This is a genomic window from Rhodococcus sp. T2V (assembly GCF_029269925.1).
GTDB lineage: Bacteria > Actinomycetota > Actinomycetes > Mycobacteriales > Mycobacteriaceae > Rhodococcus_F > Rhodococcus_F koreensis.
Map to the genome: position 1 here is coordinate 1 of NZ_JARJBD010000008.1, position 18,899 is coordinate 18,899.

General features: G+C 61.9%; 18 protein-coding genes and 1 pseudogene. 15 read left to right on the forward strand and 4 right to left on the reverse strand.

Annotated features, from left to right (window positions below):
- Positions 1-610, reverse strand: a pseudogene (locus P3H15_RS09540) (hypothetical protein); the annotation flags it as partial.
- A gap of 53 nt (positions 611-663) precedes the next feature.
- Complete coding sequence (locus P3H15_RS55750; RefSeq protein WP_369426190.1) at positions 664-891, reverse strand: DUF3263 domain-containing protein; 228 nt, start codon at positions 889-891, stop codon at positions 664-666.
- On the opposite strand from P3H15_RS55750, the gene P3H15_RS09545 reads away from it, so the two are divergent.
- Positions 793-1,014, forward strand: coding sequence for a hypothetical protein (locus tag P3H15_RS09545; protein WP_276136996.1), 222 nt, complete (start codon positions 793-795; stop codon positions 1,012-1,014). The genes P3H15_RS55750 and P3H15_RS09545 overlap by 99 nt on opposite strands.
- Positions 1,015-1,293: 279 nt before the next feature.
- Entirely contained in the window at positions 1,294-1,905 is a 612-nt protein-coding gene (locus P3H15_RS09550; RefSeq protein ID WP_276136997.1) for a TetR/AcrR family transcriptional regulator, read from the forward strand.
- A gap of 96 nt (positions 1,906-2,001) precedes the next feature.
- Here the strand turns inward: P3H15_RS09550 and P3H15_RS09555 are convergent, their stop codons facing one another.
- Complete coding sequence (locus P3H15_RS09555) at positions 2,002-2,691, reverse strand: nitroreductase (protein WP_276136998.1); 690 nt, start codon at positions 2,689-2,691, stop codon at positions 2,002-2,004.
- Positions 2,692-2,728: 37 nt separating this feature from the next.
- The gene (locus tag P3H15_RS09560; protein WP_276136999.1) at positions 2,729-4,225 is read right to left on the reverse strand and encodes a carotenoid oxygenase family protein; all 1,497 of its coding nucleotides are present in this window, start codon (positions 4,223-4,225) and stop codon (positions 2,729-2,731) included.
- Positions 4,226-4,854: 629 nt separating this feature from the next.
- On the opposite strand from P3H15_RS09560, the gene P3H15_RS09565 reads away from it, so the two are divergent.
- The 13 genes from P3H15_RS09565 (at position 4,855) to P3H15_RS09625 (ending at position 18,883) form a co-directional block, all read left to right on the forward strand.
- Positions 4,855-5,265: an ester cyclase gene (locus P3H15_RS09565; protein WP_276137000.1), complete on the forward strand. Its 411-nt coding sequence runs from the start codon at positions 4,855-4,857 to the stop codon at positions 5,263-5,265.
- Positions 5,266-5,299: 34 nt separating this feature from the next.
- On the forward strand, positions 5,300-6,091 hold the full coding sequence (locus P3H15_RS09570) for an enoyl-CoA hydratase/isomerase family protein (protein ID WP_276137001.1): 792 nt from the start codon (positions 5,300-5,302) through the stop codon (positions 6,089-6,091).
- A 1-nt stretch (position 6,092) separates the two neighbouring features.
- Positions 6,093-7,238 carry an acyl-CoA dehydrogenase family protein gene (locus P3H15_RS09575; RefSeq protein ID WP_276137002.1) on the forward strand — a complete coding sequence of 382 codons (1,146 nt, stop codon included), beginning with the start codon at positions 6,093-6,095 and terminating at the stop codon, positions 7,236-7,238.
- 55 nt (positions 7,239-7,293) lie between these two features.
- The gene (locus P3H15_RS09580) at positions 7,294-8,397 is read left to right on the forward strand and encodes a hypothetical protein (protein WP_276137003.1); all 1,104 of its coding nucleotides are present in this window, start codon (positions 7,294-7,296) and stop codon (positions 8,395-8,397) included.
- A 102-nt stretch (positions 8,398-8,499) separates the two neighbouring features.
- A complete protein-coding gene (locus P3H15_RS09585) occupies positions 8,500-9,942 on the forward strand; it encodes a carotenoid oxygenase family protein (RefSeq protein ID WP_276137141.1) in 1,443 nt (480 codons plus the stop codon).
- Between the two features lie 342 nt (positions 9,943-10,284).
- Positions 10,285-10,656, forward strand: coding sequence for an EthD domain-containing protein (locus tag P3H15_RS09590; RefSeq protein WP_276137142.1), 372 nt, complete (start codon positions 10,285-10,287; stop codon positions 10,654-10,656).
- Positions 10,653-11,705 (forward strand): LLM class flavin-dependent oxidoreductase, encoded by a 1,053-nt coding sequence (locus P3H15_RS09595; RefSeq protein ID WP_276137004.1) that lies wholly within the window; start codon positions 10,653-10,655, stop codon positions 11,703-11,705. The genes P3H15_RS09590 and P3H15_RS09595 overlap by 4 nt, the downstream gene beginning before the upstream one ends.
- 28 nt (positions 11,706-11,733) lie before the next feature.
- Entirely contained in the window at positions 11,734-12,540 is an 807-nt protein-coding gene (locus P3H15_RS09600; protein WP_276137005.1) for an SDR family NAD(P)-dependent oxidoreductase, read from the forward strand.
- Positions 12,541-12,669: 129 nt separating this feature from the next.
- On the forward strand, positions 12,670-13,089 hold the full coding sequence (locus P3H15_RS09605; protein ID WP_276137006.1) for an ester cyclase: 420 nt from the start codon (positions 12,670-12,672) through the stop codon (positions 13,087-13,089).
- Positions 13,090-13,390: 301 nt separating this feature from the next.
- Positions 13,391-14,782 carry an MFS transporter gene (locus tag P3H15_RS09610; protein WP_276137007.1) on the forward strand — a complete coding sequence of 464 codons (1,392 nt, stop codon included), beginning with the start codon at positions 13,391-13,393 and terminating at the stop codon, positions 14,780-14,782.
- Positions 14,783-14,818: 36 nt separating this feature from the next.
- Positions 14,819-15,718, forward strand: coding sequence for an SMP-30/gluconolactonase/LRE family protein (locus P3H15_RS09615; protein WP_276137008.1), 900 nt, complete (start codon positions 14,819-14,821; stop codon positions 15,716-15,718).
- A 232-nt stretch (positions 15,719-15,950) separates the two neighbouring features.
- Entirely contained in the window at positions 15,951-17,579 is a 1,629-nt protein-coding gene (locus P3H15_RS09620; RefSeq protein WP_276137009.1) for an AMP-binding protein, read from the forward strand.
- A gap of 458 nt (positions 17,580-18,037) precedes the next feature.
- Positions 18,038-18,883: a phosphotransferase family protein gene (locus P3H15_RS09625; protein ID WP_346348768.1), complete on the forward strand. Its 846-nt coding sequence runs from the start codon at positions 18,038-18,040 to the stop codon at positions 18,881-18,883.
- Positions 18,884-18,899: the final 16 nt, after the last annotated feature.

An 18,899-nucleotide genomic window follows, 5' to 3' on the forward strand; every position in this document is an offset into this window, starting at 1 on the left:
TCTCCACCAACGCACTACCCGAGGATTCGTGGCACATGTTCGAACAATCCGGCAGGTTGTTCGTCCCGAACGCCCGGATCATCAACTGATACAGGAACGCCGCCTCGTTACTGGTGCGCCCGGACGTGTAGAACACCGCCTCGTCCGGCGACGCCAGACCCCGCAGTTCCCCGGCGATCAGCGCGAACGCCGCGTCCCACCCGATCGGCTCGTAATGCGTGGCCCCGGGCAGCAGCACCATCGGATGCGTCAGGCGGCCCTGCTGCCCCAGCCAGAACTCGGTGCGACCCAGAAGGTCCGCCACCGAATGCTCGGCGAAGAACTCCGGGGTCACGGTGCGGGTGGTCGCCTCCTCGGCGACCGCCTTCGCCCCGTTCTCACAGAACTCCGCATGCTTACGGTGCCCCGGCGTCTCCGGCCACGCACAGCCCGGGCAGTCGAACCCGTGCCGCTGATTCAGCCGGAAGAAAGTCCGGGCCGTGCGCACCGGACCCATCTGCTCCACCCCACGCCTGAGCGAAACCAACACCGCAGGAACACCCGCCGCATACGATTTGATCTCGGACACGACGAGCAATGACTCGTCAAATTCGGGCACAGGTTTGGGCATCAGGAGTGCTTTCGTGGGTCGGAAAGAAGCGCAAGTGAACAAGGATGATCGGCTTACCTCGTCATAGCGGGTCGGGACAGCATCCTCCGTGGTAGACGTTTCTCGACCAGTTGTGCTCGCAAGGTGGCGCGGTCGTTGGGCGGAATGTTTCGCGACGCTACGGTATCGAGCATCGTCAGCAGGTGTTGTTCGTATCTGCGGGCGCTCATACCGAACTCGACCCAAATTTCGTCCGGTGGGGGACCGCCGTAGGGCAGCCATCTGCGCGCGAACTCGAGGATCGCCGCATCGAATTTACTCAATTTCTCGGCCTTTCTTTGTTATTCATCTACGGAAACCGCAGCATCTTGCCTTCGACACTGACGATGCTCGGCCTGAGTACGGTGCATCCTCCCGCTCAGTGATTAGAAGCTTCAGGGCGCCGTACCGACGCACGAACGGTGATCGTCTCGATCTCACTACTGTGCGTATTGTAAATAGTCGTTTACGACAAAGCTAGAGGTATGGAGGGTGGCAGGAACGGTGTTCATCCTATGTGGCGTGTGTCGCGGTCGCGCCTGGTATAGCTGTGAACTCCGTGTATGGCTCAGTTGGATGATCTTGCTCGCCGCCGAGCCGCTTGTATAGATTCGATCTGTCGATGAACGATCGTTTCCACGTGGTAGTGGGGTAATGTTACGTACATGGAACGGGATGAACGGATCCTCGAGGCGGCGGAGAAGTTGTTCTTCGAACGGGGATTCGACGGTGTGGGTGTCGATGAGATCGGTCAGGCTGCTGGCGTCAGTGGGTCAGCGATCTACCGGCACTTCCAAGGCAAGAATGAGATTCTGTCGACGCTGTTCGACCGTGCGATCGATGCCTTGCTGATGGGTATGCCCGAGTCGGGGGGTGATCATCGTGTTGAACTGGGCGAACTTGTGCGGGGCTTCATCAAGTTTGCGCAAACACACCGCATGCTGGCAGGAGTGTGGGAACGCGAACACAGATCCCTCGAGGGGGAGCACCGGAGGCGGTATCAACGCCGACAGCGACAGTATGTCGAGCGGTGGTCGAACTGCCTTGCGAAGTGCTACCCGGGGTGGACAGAAGATACGCTGAAGACAGCGACTCGTGCGACTCAGGCGCTGATGATGTCGAATGCGACTAGGTCCGGCGGGATAGCGTCCACGCCGGAAATCGGCTCGCTGCTTTGCGATATGGCCCTCGCGAGTCTGGAAGCGCTCGACACTTCCGCCAGGATGGAAGCACCCCCTGGCCAGGGCGGCTCACGACGGCGGGAGGGGAATACCTGAAGCCGTCACACGTTGCTGACGTGCACGACGCGACCGAGGCCATCCGCCCCAGGTTGTGAAGGGGTTGGATGGCCTCGGTCGTGTGATGTGGATCTGTCAGCGGTCAACCCAGGCGAAGGTGTCGCCGACCGCGGCACGGCGGGTGCGGAATCCGTTGGCCGCATGGTCACGGTCGGGATATCCGAAGGAAATCCCGCAGACGACAAGCCGATCTTCAGGCAGATCGAAGAAGTCACGGATGAACGGAGAGTGCGCGGCGAACGCGGCTTGGGGGATAGCGCCGAGGCCGAGGCTCTGCGCGGCGAGGAGGAATGTCTGGACGTACAGGCCGCAGTCGACGGCGCCGTACACTCCCAGATCAGCGCTGGTTGTCACAACCGCTGTGTGGGGTGCACCGAAAAACTCGAAATTTCGTGCCGCCTGCGTCGCCGATGCTGCTCTGTCGCCCTTCACGACTCCCACGCTTTCGTAGAGCTGCATGCCGCACTCTCGGCGCCGATCCTGATAGACGCCTGAGTAGCGATCAGGAAAAGGGAAGTCTGGTGTGAGGTCCGCACCGGACGCCTGCTCCGACAATGCCTTCCGGAATCGCTCGGTGCCTGCGCCGTCGGTTACGACGAGATGCCATGGCTGCGTGTTGCACCATGACGGCGACAGCCGCGCGAGATCCAGGACTTGTTCGATGACCGGCCGCGGGACGGGCTCCTCCGAGAATCCGCGGCAACTCCAGCGGTCCTCGAGCAGTCGGGCGAGCACGTTGGTGTCGGTCGTTTCAAGCGTCGTCATTGATCGGTCCTTCTGTGTCTCGGGCGATGTCATGGAGCTATCGGAAGTCGGCCCAGTGGCCGTGGGCAGTCCAGCCGAGTTTGAAAGGAAGTTCGATTCGGGTAACAGGGCCCTGCGTGATGTCATCGGTATCGAAGATCAGGTACTCGCCGCGGTTTTCGGCCCACCACGACACCGGTACGATAATGTATCCATCACCCTCCGGCGAATCCGGGCGCCGGGGCGCAAAGGTGGCCTCGAGAACTCCGGCCGGTTGATCTGTTCGAATTACATACTCCTGGTCGGACAGAGTATGCATGTCGGTGACGACCAGACTGTTCATGGACATACCGCTGCGTTTGTTGACGCCCCCGACTTGGAATCCGAACCGATAAGCCTTGCCGTAGAAGCGCTCGTCCACCTTGGGTAGTTCAGACGGGCGATCAGACAGGAATTCGGTCTTGCTCGCTCCTGAGTCGAGATCGATGGTCCACCGGCCGAGTGCGCTCTTGGCGATGCTGAAGAACAGTGCCACATCGTCGCCGGCAGCGAAGTCCTGCTCGAAGGGGAACGGAGGACGATTGAAGATCGGCGCGTCGAGAGTCAGAATGTTGCCCGTGGTGTTGGCGGACATGGTGTGCATGACGTATTGGGGCTCGAGGTCGGTCTTCACCCACCGGACAGTGCCGTGAATGTCGTTGCGGGGGATTACTGCCAGGACGATCGGGAGCTCCGGATCCCAGCCGAAGACGGAAAGCTCACGCTCGGTGATCCGCTTCTTGTCGATGAGCATCGGCTGGAAGGGCATGACGATGTAGTCCTCGGTGAGCCAGATGTCGTGGGCAACCGTGTTATAGGGAGCGTCCCAAAGCTCGCGGCTCTCGACGCCTCCATCGGGGCTCACACAGTGGAGCGTTACGTATGGTTTCGTATCCCGGTATGACCATCCGTACAGCAGTCCGGTGTCGTGGTCCCACTTCGGGTGCGCAGTAAAGGCCGCGTCGCCGTAGCTCGACTTTTCGTGAATTCCGGATCCCAACTTGTTGGACCAGTTCACGATTCCCTTGGTTTCCAACGTGATCGGATCCAACGCGATCGGCGGTCCGCCTTGCTCACCGGACGCGACGACCTCCCCGGCAAACGGGAAGATGTTGACGTTGTTCGTGCCCTGAGGCACGCCGGTGGTGTACTGATCGCGCTTGACGTCGCCGTACCCCCACACGCGCCAATCTTCGAACCCGCCGTCCGACCACTCGAACATTCCGCGGCCGTGCTGTTCTTCGAGCATGTATTTGGGAGTGCGAATCCACCGGTTCCTGAAGTCGGCCCGCCCGTTGTCGAGCACGAGAGCCTGAACCATTCCGTCCATGGAGAGGATGCCGTTCGTGCCCTGCTTCGTCGGCCGCCTCCAGGTCGGACCGGTGCGGTAGAAGCCTCCCGAGAGATCCTTCGGGATTTCGCCATGGGTGACGATGCACTCTTCGACGGTCGCTTCGAACCGCATTGGCTGGAACACACCCTTGAACCGCGGGTCGTTCGGGATGGGGTAACCCATGGGGTTTCTCCTTCAAGTAGATGACGCCTCGGGTGAGGTCTCGCGAGTGTTGATCTCGTGTCACGTGCTGTCCACGAAGCGTTGTATGCCTTGGTTGAACGATAGCACTTCGCTCGACCAGAAGTAAACGATCGTTTCCGTTTGATTTTTGACCGTGTTGCGATCGGCCTGGACCGCTTGCGTGCGTGATGCTCGAGGGGGTACGCCTGCGAGCGGCAACCGCCAGACGGCGAGCGACGCCGGGGTGGGGCTGTGGCTCGTCGCGCCGCGAAGGTTATGACCTACTACCTGGTAGAAGCGTGTTCCGAGTCTGGCGTGGCGTGGGTTGCCGGACTTCGTCTGCCGCCGGGGATTGAGGAATGGCGTCCAGCTCATCGGGGGTGACGTCGTGGTAGCCGCCAGCAGTGTCGACAAGGGGACGCGCCGTGAGCTCACTCGGGCCCGCCGTTAACGACCGCTAGCGCCGACGGCTCGCCGGTTGTGGAAGCTGCCGCTCACCGGGTGTGCTCGATCTGCCTGCGCGAAGACGGTTGACCCACGTCACCACCGTGGTTATATTGAGACGACTACATTCAAAAATGGTTGCGCCCGGGCCCTGCGCTCGGGGCGGACGACGAGAGGTGGGTTCGATGGCGAACCATCCGGAGACCGAAGAACTGGTCAAGGGCTACGTACGAGCGATCGGGTCTGGCGACTTCGAACGGGTGTGGGAGTACTACGCCGACAACATCGTGTACGAGGACACTGCGGTCAACCAGATCTACTACGGAATTGACCAGGTCAAGAAGTTCTACGTGAAGTCCATGACCGCTCTGGATGTCCGCTGGATCGTCGACACCTGCTACGCCACGGAGGAGGGATTCGGTATCTCCTGGCACATGGGAGGCATCCACGACGCGGATCTCCCGGGTATGCCCGCGACCGGCAAGTTCTTCACGGTTCCTGGCGCCTCGATCGCAAGGGTGAAGAACGGCAAGATCGTGCGAAACCGAGATTTCTGGAACAACCTCGACCTTCTCAAGCAACTCGGATTGAGCTAGCCGAACCGACCTGTTCGACACCCAGGAGAACTTTGTGACCCAGTACGACGCACTCACCGTCGAGTCGGACGGGGGTATCTGCGAGATCACCCTCAATCGACCCGACCTCCTCAACCGTTTCGACGCTTTGCTCGAGACGGAACTGACGCACGCTCTGCGATCGCTGTCCGGGGATCCCGACGTCCGCGTCGCTGTTCTCCTGGCGAGGGGCAAGGTGTTCTCGGCCGGCGGCGACTTCGAACTAATGCTCGAATGCAATGTCGATATCGAGGCCCGACTCGCGGCGCTACAGCGCGCACGGGAACTACTCGGGGCGATCAACAACCTGGTTGTGCCGTTGGTCGTCGGTGTGCAGGGCGCGGCGATCGGCCTGGGCGCGACCGTCGCCGTCGGAAGCGACGCCGTAGTGGCGTCGAAAAATGCGCGGATCGCCGACACGCACGTCGCCGTCGGGTTGACGGCCGGCGACGGTGGAGCGCTGTTCTGGCCGCAGTCCATCGGGACTCTCCGGGCGCGACGCTATCTCCTCACCGGAGATGCGTTGACCGCCGAGAAGGCCTACGAGTTCGGCCTCGTCACTGACCTGGTCGATGAACCGGCCGACGTCGCGCCGGCCGCGCGGGCGATCGCAGAGCGGATCGCCGCATTGCCGCCGCTCGGGGTCCGAGGTACGAAACACGCCCTCAACCAGCTCATCCGGCAGCGCGCCGGGGAAGTCGTCGAGACCGCGCTGATGTGGGAGGGCGCGACGCTGGGTTCAGCCGACCTGGTCGAAGCCCTCGCGGCGTTCAAGGAAAAGCGCGTCGGAAAGTATGAGGGACGTTGACATGTCACTGACGGTGGAGCAACAGGACCTGGTTGCGGCGTTGCGGGACTTCTGCCAGCGGGAATGCGGAACCAGGGAACAACGGGACGCGCTGACAAATGGTGGTGTGGAGGCGCACAGCGACGCGGTCTACGCCAAGCTCGCTGCGGCGGGCTACCTCGGCATCTCGATCCCCGAGGAATACGGGGGCAGCGGCGGCGGCCTGATGGACCAGTGCCTGCTGCACGAGGAGCTGTATCGCGGCCTCGCGCCGGTGCACGCAATCGGTTCGACACACACTGTCGCCGGCATCTACAAGCGATTCGCCAGCGAATCACAGAAGAAGGCCATGCTCTCCGCGATCACAGATGGTGCCCCGATGTCGATCAGTATCTCGGAGCCCGAGGCGGGGTCGGACGCTGCCAACATCGCTTGCAAGGCCGAACGTGTTGACGGCGGGTTCCGGATCAACGGTCAAAAGACCTGGTGCTCGGCTGCACAGCATGCGTCGTCGATCCTTCTGGTCGCCCGGACGTCACGTGGCGACAAGCGGCACGACGGTTTGACAATGTTCGAGGTTCCTGCCGATGCACCGGGCTTGACCATCGTAGGTATCGAGACCATGGGCGGCGCGCTCGTCAACGATCTGTATTTCGCAGACGTCTTCGTTCCGGAGTCCGACGTGGTCGGTGCCGAGGGCGAAGGGTGGCACCAGCTGATGGCCGGCCTGAACGGGGAGCGTCTGGTCGCCGGTGTGGAGGCGCTGGGCATGGCACAGCGGACGTTCGACGACCTGCTCGCCTACCTGCGCGAACGGAAACAATTCGGCAAGGCGATCGGATCATTCCAGGCCATTCGTCACCGCGTAGCAGACCTCGCTATCGAGATCGCGGCCTCGCGAGCACTGGCCTATTCGACCATTGCCGCCGTCGAGGAGGGCACAGCACCCGCCGACGAGTTGGTTCGCCTAACGTCGATGACAAAGGTCAAGCTCACCGAGACCGCGAAGGCGGTGGCGCTCGAGGGTGTGCAATTGATGGGCGGATACGGCTACGCCGTCGAATATGGCATGGAAAAGCACCTGCGCGATGCGATCGCCCCGACCATCTACGCCGGCACCAATGAAATTCAGCGCGAGGTCATTTCGTCGACCCTCGGGCTGCGATAACCGAGGCTAACCATCGGGCATCACCGCCCGGGGACACGGGAGAAAAGGATCTGATATGTCTTTGCTCGGACCGCTCGATGAGCAGCTCAATCATCAGACGTCACAACCGTTCCGAGTGCCGGGGACAACCGACCATCGGTTCTACGACCGGCACTGGTTCGAGGCGATCAGCACCGACGGCGAGGTGATGATGTTGGCCGGCATGGGCATCTACAAGAACATGGGTGTCGCCGACGGGTTCATGGTCGTCCAGCAGAACCGGCAACAGACCAACGTACGGGTCTCACGGCACCTCGAGAACGACCTCGAGTCTCGCGTCGGCCCTCTCGTCGTCGATGTGATCGAGCCCTACGAGCGGATCCGGGTATCCCTCGAGCGTGGCGACCATCCCATCGCGGCCGAACTCGAATGGCGCAGCGTCTATCCGGTCTACCTCGAAGCGCCCCACTACACGTTCAGTGACGGTCGAGTCATCCAGGACACGAATCGTTACGACCAGATCGGCAGATGGTCCGGCTGGCTCGAGGTGGCCGGGAAGCGTTTCGAGGCCACCGACTGGTGGGGGGTCCGCGACCACTCGTGGGGCGTCCGCCCCGACGTGGGAGGGTTCGAACCTTCTCACGGTCGCCGCAGGGAGCCGATGCTCTGGTTGTGGACATTCGCAACCACCGACGAGTTGTGCGTGCACTTCCAGCTCCGCGAGGACACGCTCGGCAACGTGCGCCACCTCGACGGAGAGGTGTCGTGGCCGGAGGCGGCCGGACGCGAACCGGTCAGGATCTCCCGCGTCGAACACGACATCGAATTCATCTCCGGGACGCGAGACTGGAGTCGGCTGCACTACACACTGCACCTCGAGGACGGCACGGTTTTCGAGATGGATGCCGAGGCTTTGCAGAGTGCATGGGCATACCGCGGCACCGGGTACGAAAACGGGTACGAGGACAGCAAGGGTGTCGGAGTCGTGCGCGGTGAGCTCATCGAGCACGACGTGGTCGACCTGACCGTGCCGGGCAAGGTGACACGCCTGGGGGAGCCGTACTTCCCAGGGCATCGTGAGCAACCGGCGCGAGTGACCATCAACGGCCGCGGCGGATACGGACACCTACCCGTCATGAGCTCGGGCCGTATCGAACGGTACGGCCTCGGCAAGAAGTAGATCCAGTCACCCGATCCCGAGCAGTCCCATCACACAAGGAGAGTTCTCATCATGGGTTATCCGATCCCTTCGGACACCCGGCTCAAGGGCCCCTTTCAGCCGATGCGTTTCGAAGCCACTGTCGAGGAGTGCATCGTGTCGCACGGCGAGATCCCCAAGGATCTCGCGGGAGGGTTTTACCGAACCGGCCCCACCTGGAAGCGGCCGACGAAGCAGGGAACAAATGGGCTGCTCGCAATCGACGGGATGGTGCAGGGCATCACGTTCGAGAACGGCCGAGCCGACTTCCGGAACCGCTGGATCCGAACACCGAAATATCTACTCGAGGAACAACACCGTCGCGGCATGTTCAGCTGGTCCGATGGATGCTGGGACGACTGGCGCACGTTCGGGCTGGGCACCGTCGAGCGCGATCGATACACGGCCGGCGTTCCGCAGGGCACGAACAACGTAAACATCTTTCCCTTCGCGGGCAAGATGATCGCTACCGCCGACTCGGTCGGCGCGCCGATCGCGATCGATCCGATGACGTTGGACACCGTGGGTATCGTGCCGTGGTCGACGAAGCTGTCAGCCGGGTTGCACGAGAAGGCCGCGTTCGGTGACGCAGGATTCACTGCGCATCCCAAGTGGGATCATGCGACTGGAACGCTGTACGGATTGACCTATCGTGACACGGCGCCGTACGTCACGATGCACTATGTGCATGTGGACGGTTCTGTCGAGTCTCGCGATATCTGGGATGCGCCCTACAATACCGTGGCTCACGATATCTGGCTGACCCCGGAACATGTCGTTCTTCCGTTTCAGCCCTTCCTGGTCGACAAGAGTCGAATCGACCGAGGTACTGGCGTCTACGCGTGGGAGCCGGACCTTCCCATCGTGCTCGGTCTGATCTCGCGTACCGACATCAACGCCGACATCCGTTGGGTCACGATGGATATCGACCCGCAGTATGTCATGCACACGATGTCGGCGAATATCGTCGGAAACCAGCTGACGCTGGATGCGCCGATCTTCAATCGACCGCCGTTCCCGTTTGAGCAGGATTTCGCCGACGGAGACGACGTCGCATTGTTCTTCAGTATCGCGAAGAGTCAGCTGGGGCGGTGGACTGTCGACCTCGGAACCGGGTCGACCAAGTCCGAGCCGTTGTCGGATCGACCGTCGGAACTCCCCAAGGTGGACGAGCGATTCTATGGGCGCGGCTACCGATGGGGGTACCAGGTCGGCGGTGTCAACAAGCGCAGCGGCATGTCGATGAACAGTCTCGTGGTTACGGACATGACGACGCTGTCCGATCAAGAGTACGTCATCCGAACCGACCAGCCGGCCGCCGTTTTGGAAGCAACTTTTGCTCCACGCCATAAGGATTCGGCGGAGGGTGACGGTTACATCATCGTTCCCGTCTCGTGGTGGGCTGAAAATCGGGGGGAGTATCTGATCTTCGACACCGACGACATCACGGTCGGGCCGATCGCGCGAATCGACCTGCCGTTCAGGTTGGGTTGGACGGCGCATGGCCACTGGATGGACTTCCGCTGAGTCGATTGCTCGAAGGGCAGGGCTTATCGGTGGCGTTGGAGAATCATGGACGTGACCTGACGGTGCAATGACGCCCATCCTCGGCGTGCGGGGTGTGGTTGATCTCTGCGAGACGCACGCATTCGGGTCGAACACTCGGACGGCTGTATCTATCGATGCAGTTGATCGGCCGCCGTGGAGAGGCTGAGCAAGCCTTGATTTCGGGACATTTTGTCTCTTATTGTAGGGGTGAGACGCGTCACAGTCCGCACGCCGTTCGGCGGGGTTGTAAATGGAGACCTCGCTTACCCGGATGGTGCCCGCCGCCCGATTGTCCAATCTGGAGGAACCTTGTTCAAGGTAATGATTCTACTCAAGCGTCGCCCAGGTCTCTCGATGGAGGAGTTCATCGACTACTACGAAACCCATCACGCCCCGCTAGGTGTTCGGTTCGCACCCAACATGATCCACTACAGCCGTCACTATCTGCGACCGGTCGCTGATGTACTCGAAGGCTCAGTGCGCGAGCCCGAGTACGACGTGATTACGGAGGTTCACTTCGCCAGCCGCGAAGCGTTCGAGGAAAATGGGGAACTCATGCAGAATCCCGCAGCCCTCGCCGCGCTGATTGCGGACGAGGAGAGGCTCTTCGATCGAGACAAGAAGAGTCGTGTCATCGTAGAAGATCACGAGTCCGACCTTGTTCGGGATCGTGCTGCCGGGTGGGCGCGATGACCGTCGGTCTTCTGTTCGCGCTCCAGGCGCCCGCTGATAGCGGCCTTCGTTCTTCGGAGATGTTCTCTGCTGTTCCGCGTCTGGCGGCTATGGCAGAAGAGCAGGGCTTCGGGTCTATGTTCTTTACCGAGCACCACGGTAGTGACCTGAATGAAGTCCCGTCGCCGCTGGTCGTGAGCGCGGCAGCGGCAGCGGTCACCAGCCGCATCCGGATCGGAAGCGCCGTGGCACTCCCGGCGTTCTACAACCCCGTCAAGTTTGCCGAGGACGTCACCACTCTCGACAACGTGTCCGACGGGCGTGTCACGGTTGGTGTGGGCATGGGATACCGCCAAGAGGAGTTCGAGCGATTCGGTGTGAACGCCAAGCTGAAGGTCTCCCACCTTGTGGAAACAGTCGAGATTCTGCGGCGCGCATCGACCGGTGAAGTGTTCGACTTTGCCGGCCGGGTGCACAAACTCCAGGGCATCAAGGTTCGTCCACCTGCCGTGCAGTCAGTTCTTCCCATCTGGATGGGTGCGCAAAAGAGGCCGGGCCTGACTCGTGCGGGTGAGATGGGCCTGGCACTGCCGCTGTCGGGTGCTCCGATTCCGATCGCCGCGCGGCAACGGGAGATTTACCTGGACGCGTTGCGTGGATCCGGAAGAAGCGAACAGGATGTAGAACTGCCGATCGTTCGCGAGTGCTTCTGCGCCCCGACCGACGACGAGGCGTGGGACTACGCCGCCCCGTATCTGTCGATGCTGTTCGCAGAATATCGACAGTTCATGAAGCTTCCGAGCGTCAACGCGGACGGCTCCTATCAGGCGGATTCCGATGCAAGCACCTCGGATTACGGATCGCTTCGCGAATTCGGGCGCGACCGCATGCTCATCGGCAGCCCGGACACGCTCGTGGCTGAGTTCGAACGGCACCAGCAACTACTTCCGTGCGACCACTGGGTGTTGCGTATGCACTTTCCCGGAATGCCGATCGACGTCCTCACCGACTCCATGAAGTTGTTCGCGTCGGAGGTTCTGCCGAGCATCGTTGTCCCGAACGTCAATTGAGAGTATCCGAGATAAGGGAGCATTAAGCATGTCAGGCTTGGATGAGAAGATTGCCATAGTCACCGGCGCGACCGACATTGTCGACGGTGGACTGAACATCGGCGGGGCGACCGCGACCGAGTTGGTAGCCCGCGGAGCGCGCGTGGTGGTTGCGGACATCAACGAGGACGGGGCGGCGAGACTTGCCGAGCGGCTGAACGCGGAAGCGGACGGGAAGGTGGCTCTTGCGGTGACCACCGACATTCGCAGGGAGGACGATATTCGGCGGCTCGTCGCCACCACGGTCGAGGCGTTCGGACGCATCGACATCGTCATCAACAATGCCGGTGTCTTCCCTGGTGGCGATGGTGAGATCGCTGATCTCGAGGTCGAGGTGTGGGACGACGTCATCGCGGTCAACGTCCGTGGTGCGATGCTTCTCACCAAGCACAGCCTTCCCGTGATGCTCGAGAATGGTGTCGGCGCGATCGTGAATACGGCGTCAACCCACTCCTTTGCCGGGGACTTGCGTTTGACGGGGTACGGCGCCTCGAAGGCTGCTCTGAACGCTTTGACAATGTATACCGCGACTCAATACGGCGGCAGGGGAATTCGGTGCAATGCAATCTGCCCGGGCACCACCCTGAGTCCGCCGGCAGCCAAGATGCCTGCGGAGGTTCAGGGCGCGTACAAGCGCCACACGCTCAACCCGCGGTTGAACACCCCCAAAGATCTTGCGCGTGCCTTCGCCTTCCTGGCGTCGGACGACGCGAGCGGGATCAACGGTGCGATCCTTCGGGTAGATGGTGGGCTGCTTGCGCATCAGCCATTTACTCCGGACTTCGTGGACATGTAGGGGTGCTTGCATTCGAGTGCAGGCCGAATTGATCGGCTGGTCAGCCGGCGATACGTGCTGAGACAGGAATATTCATAATCGCGTTGCGGCCCTGTCGCTCTGGGCTGCCTGGCGTGGAGAGGAAATGCTATGCCGAACAACCCCGATACCGAAGCCGTCGTGCGCGGCTACTTGGCAGCAGCCGCTGCCGGTGATCTGGAAGCGATCTGGTCGTTCTATTCCAAGAACATCATCTACGAGGATACGTCTGTGCACCAGGTCTATCACGGGCTGGAGGCCACCAAGGATTTCTACGTCAAGACCATGGGCGGGTTGGATGTCCATTGGGAGGTGGACGAGATCGTTGCCACGGATGAGGGTTTCGGCATTGGCGGGTTCATGGCAGGAAGGCATGTCAAGGATCTCCCCGGCATGCCGGCCACCAACAAGACCTTCAAGGTGGCGTGTGCCTCGATCGCGACGGTCAGGAATGGCAAGATTGTCCGTAATCGTGATTTTTGGAGCAATGCCGCCCTCCTCGATCAGCTGGGGTTCATCTCCTTGCGGTGAGTCCTGACGGCGCATTGACGATTTGTTGAGAGATCGGCGACAGCGGCCGGTGCGGGATGACCGTACCGGCCGCTGTCGTGTGCGTGGCTATGGCGCCCCTGGGGAAATTGAACACAGGGCTGGACACAGTGGCGTGGATCACTTAGTCTTTGTGAGACGACGAAGTCAAAAACCTCGTGCATGTTGAACTGCCATCACGTGGTGGTCTGTCGGTCTGGCCGGCGGCGTGGATGCTCCCGCGGACGGGATCCCTTCAGCCGCAGCCGAACACAACAATTCGTTCCACTCAGAGAGGACGCCGGTGAGCACCACTCATACCGTTGACGTTCAACGACTTATCGACGGCGCGCGCGTGTCCGTCATGCAGAAAAAGGCCCTTGCGCTGTGTCTCGCATTCGGCATAGTGGACGGATTCGACGCGCTGATCATCGGGTTCGTCGTACCGTCCATCGCGCGCGAGTGGGGGAGAAGCGTCGCGAGCCTCACACCAGTCACCCTGGCAGCGGTGATCGGCACCATCTTCGGGGCAATGCTCCTCGCGCCGCTTGCGGACAGGGTCGGACGTCGCCCCGTCATCCTCGCGGGTGCCGGAGTGTTCGGGGTCTTCACTCTGGCGGCGGCGGCCGCACCCAACGTCGAGCTACTGGTAATGCTGCGATTCATCGCCGGACTTGGTCTCGGCGCGGTGCCTGCCACTCTCATCGCCTATGGCACCGAGATGGCTCCCACCCGACTGCGCGGCACCTTGGTCACGGTGATCGGCGCAGGTCTCGCGGCCGGCGGATTCTTCGGCGGCTTCGCGGCAGGGTTCATGATTCCCGCGCTGGGGTGGCGGTCCGTCTTCGTGCTCGGCGGAGTCGCTCCGCTGGTGCTGCTGGTGCTCGCGCTGAAGATGCTTCCCGAGACAGTGCAGTTCCTGGCAGTCAAGGGCAAGCGGCAGCGGGTGCTCGACGGTATCGCTGCGATCGACTCCGCGGCCGTCGTGGGAAGTGAGGCGAGCTTCGTACTCCCCGAGAGAGTCGCGGAAAAGTCCCAGTTCAGGTCCCTGTTCGATCACGGACGTGGCCGGATGACGATCGTTCTCTGGGTGCTCTACCTGTGCCAGTTCATCGGCAGCTTCTTCATCTTCAGCTGGCTGCCGTCGGTTCTCACCAATGCGGGCGTCGACGAAACCGCGGCGCTTCTCGCCACGTCTGCTTGCACGCTCGGCGGAATGATCGGCGGTGTGATCCTGGGAATGACGGTCGATCGTGTGGCGACGAAGTTCCGTATTCTCGCGTCGAGCTATGTCGTCGGTGCCGTTGCCATCGTGGTCAGCGCGTATTCCACAAGTGTCGTGCCCGCTCTGTTCGTCGCTCTCTTCGTGACAGGATTCGGAGTGATCGGGACAGGGGTGTGCATGAACCCGGTGGCTGCCGGCCTCTACCCGGCCCGGATCCGTTCGACGGCAATCGGTTGGTTCAATGGTTTCGGCCGCGTCGGATCAGTGCTCGGCCCTGCGCTGGGAGGTATGTTCCTGGCGCTGAGCTTCTCGTCGAAATCCATCTTCCTGCTGTCGGTCGCACCGGCGGTCGTGTGTGCCGTCTGTGTCGTAGTCCTGAGTATTGTCTCTCGGACCGTTCGGCAAGAGCCGGAACCCCGTGGTGCCCTCGTCGAACCGCCCCCGCGCACGTCGCCCGTTACCAATTCGTGACACCTCTGTCCCTTATCATAGAACCGGAGAACAAAGATGACCCGTGAACTCACTGTCCTGGCCAAAGGCGGCGCGTACTTCGAGGCGCCGCGATGGCACAACGGCGTGTGGTGGACATCCGATCTGTATCGGAAGGGAATCTTCACCTACACCCCGGAGGGCAAAGAGGAGAAGATTCTCGAGCTCGAACACCAGCCGTCCGGGCTGGGCTGGCTCCCTGATGGTTCGCTCCTCTTTGTGTCGCAGGAGGACCACAAGGTCTACAAGCGGACCGAGGACGGCGTGGTTTCCCTCCACGCCGATGTGTCGGAGCACTGCACCGGCGATCTGAACGACATGGTGGTCGACGGGAAGGGCCGCGCGTTCGTCGGCCACTTCGGATTCGACCCCTTCGCGGGCGGCCCGCCGAAGGCGGCCTCGGTGATCCGGATCGATCCCGACGGTAGCCACGAGGTGGTCGCCGAGGATCTCATGTTCCCGAACGGATCGGTCATCACCGATGACGACCGGACCCTCATCGTCGGCGAGGGGATGGCTGGAAAATACACTGCGTTCACAATCAACGAGGACGGTTCGCTGTCCGACCGGCGGGACTGGGCAACGCTGTCGAGCCCTCCGAACATGAACTCGTTTGCCGAGCTCATGACTGAGATCGACGTGATCTTCGACGGATGCTGTATCGACGCCGAAGGTGCGATCTGGGCGGCCGACCCCAAGAATGCGAAGTGCCTGCGGATCCGCGAGGGTGGCGAAGTCGTCGAGGAGATCGTCGCCCCCGAAGGGCAGAACATCTTCGCCTGCATGCTCGGCGGCGAGGACGGGCGCACGCTTGTCCTGTGCGTGGCGCCGGGGCTTGTGGACAACGACCGGCTCGGAGACCTTGCAGGGACGTTGCAGACTGTGCGGGTCGAGGTGCCGGGTGCCGGCCGGCCGTAGGTCGGTTACCGCGTGACGAGAGGCGGAGCGCGTCACCGAATGAGGGCGGTGACGCGCTCCGCTGGTGCGTCGTCGATGGAGTGCACCTGCCCTGATCGACGCCCAATGCCGTCGCCGCGACGCCAGGTGGACTCTGTGCTCGGCGTCACCTACAATTATGAGACGACAAAGTCAGTAAATATGATTGCGCGACTGGCGGCCGCGTCACAATCATTCTTCAGAGGAGATCAACGTGCTCGAGCAAGAACTTGCGCCGTCCCGTACGGTCCACACGACAGATACCGTATTGGATGCGCTGGCACGTGCAGTGGCAGCAGCGCCGAATCAAGTGTTCTTGGACTTCGACGGCGACCTGTACAGCTACGGCGAGGTGGACCGTCTGACGAACGCCTTCGCGCACGAACTGTCCCGGCTCGGGATCACCGCTGGGCAAACGGTGGCGACAATTCTGGACAACAACATCGATCAAATCGTGAGTTGGTTGGCAGTCAACAAGATCGGCGGAATCTGGGTGCCGCTGAACACCGCGTATCGAGGGGAGTTCCTCAGTCATCAAATTCGGGACTCACTCGCAAAAATCGTCATCACAGAGGCGGACTACCTCGCGAATGTAGCTGCGGTCAGCAATGACCTCGAGAACGTGGAGCTGGTCCTGCAGCGGGGCAACTCCGGGACTGCACCTGATATGTCGGTGCCGCTGGCACTGCTCGACGAGCACCGCGGTCGCAACACCGAACCCGTTGCCTTCGAAGCGAAGCCGTCGGATCTGGCGTTTCTCATGTACACCTCGGGGACCACGGGACCGTCCAAAGGATGCATGGTCAGCCACAACTACATCTGCCATCAGGGATATCAGTCGAATGCGACGGTCCCCCCCCTACCCGGCGAGATCATGTACACCTGCCTGCCGCTGTTCCACATGGCCGCGGTCGACACCACCATGAGCGCGATTCTCTCCCACTCCCGCATCGCGATCGGCAAGCGATTCTCCGTTTCTTCCTTCTGGTCCGAGATCGAGCGTTCGGGCGCCGCAAACGTTCGATTGCTCTCGGCGATCTATCCCTTGATGGCCAAGGCGCCGGACAGTCCCGAGATGAAACGATGCATCGGGCAACTGCGTGCCGTCACCGGATACGCCGCACCCGAAATCGCCAACATCTGGAAGGAGCGATTCGGGGTCCACTACTTCAACTCGCACGCATACGGGCAGTCCGAGGGCGTGCGAATCAGCACCGGATATTACGGCGAGCCGACCCCTCCCGATGGATCCTGCGGCAGAATCGACAGCGACGCCTTCGAGGTGGTGATCCTCGACGACGACGACAATGTCCTTCCCGAAGGGTCGATTGGCGAGATCGCCTACCGCCCCCGGAAGCCGCACGTGATGTTCGAAGGATTCTGGCGCCGTCCCGAAGACACGATGAAAGCCTGGCGGAACCTGTGGATGCACACGGGCGACCTCGGTCGCATCGAGGGAAGCTACCTGTTCTTCGTCGATCGCAAGAAGGACTACCTTCGTAGCCGCGGCGAGAACATCTCGAGCTTCGAGATCGAGCGCGCATTCATGCGCCACGACGCCGTGAGCGAGGTTGCAGCACACGCGATCAGCGACGGGATCGCCGAAGACTGCCTGAAGCTGACGGTGGTGCTCCGGGAGAACGCCGTACTGACCGAGGAAGAGCTGTGCCTCTGGGCGATCGACCACGTGCCGTACTTCGCAGTGCCCCAGTTCATCGAGTTCAGAGATGAGCTTCCCAAGACCCCGACCGGCAAGATCACCAAACACTTGTTGCGTGCCGACGGCCGGACCGCATCGACGTGGGACCGGGACTCCGCCGGCATCATCGTCAGGAGACGCTGATGACATCACACGTCGAATCGCGACCGATCGGGGACGTGGACGAATCTCTGCTCGCAGCGTTGGCAGCGTCCATAGCGGACGAACTGGTCGAGGTCGGGCGACTCACGACGGATGCTGGGTTGTCCGCACGACTGAACAATTCTGGTCAGCTCCTGCGCTGGGTCCGGTCGCAGCTCACGATGGACAGAGCCGAAGTGGCCGACGCCGAGGCTCGGCTGCGAGATGCTCCATCGGTACGGAATGAGCCGGACCCGTCCCTGGGGGCTGCCGTCCGCCGCCTGCTGGACGCACGAAAAGGGCCGACCTTCGACGCCGGTGAATCCGCGGCCGCGATCCAGGCCGCAACGCCACCGAAGCCGCCGACAGTCGAAGAGGTGACGGCATATCTGCAGCGTCGGCGTCCCGGCTCGGAGGACCGCGCCCACGCGGTGCGGACACTCGTTGGCGGGTTCTCGAAGGTGACCCTGCTGGTGAACTGCACGCTGAACGGAATCGACCAAGAGATCGTGCTTCGGCAGATTCCGCGCGGACGAAAGGCCAGTTCGCTGAGCCCGGAGTTCGATGTATTGACGTTCGTACATGGCCATGGGTTGCCGGCACCCCGACCGTTGTGGATCGAGACAGCCGAGAACGAACTCGGTGGCGCGTTCTTCGCAACAGAGCGTGCACCCGGAGCCAACATCGGCGATGTATGGGGACAGGAGGGAGCATCTCGCGAGCTGTGTCTGGAGATGGCAGATCTGTACGCCTCACTGCACCAATTGCCGACGGCCGGTGTGAACGCACCGATCTCGCCGCGGAGCACTCCCGACGAACTCAACGCAATGATCACCTGGCAGAAGGACACACTCGACAAGCGGGGGATCGAGATCGAGCCGGTGCTGAAGGCGCTACTCCAATGGCTCGAATCACACATTCCGGCGGAGCCGCCGCGCAGAGCGCTTATTCATGGCGATGCCGCGTTCTCCAACTTGCTGGTGCGGGATTCGCACGTGTCGGCGGTGCTCGACTGGGAGGCTGCGCACGTCGGCGACCCGGCCGAGGAACTGGCGTATCTCAAGCCATCGGTGGAGCCTGTGATGCCCTGGAACGAGTTCGTGGAACGGTATGTCGCCGCCGGTGGCATCGCCCCGGCGCCTGACGCGATGAAGTTCTTCGAGGTCTGGTCGCACGTCTGGCGCCACATCGGATGTCTCTGGCTGGCGCAGAACTTCCAGCAAACCGGGCGTTATGCGTCTGCTGTCGCCGCATACGTCCATGGCCCCCGCTTCTTGGACGAGGGTGTGAAGGCGGCCTTCCTGTGAGCCAATATCGGCCAGG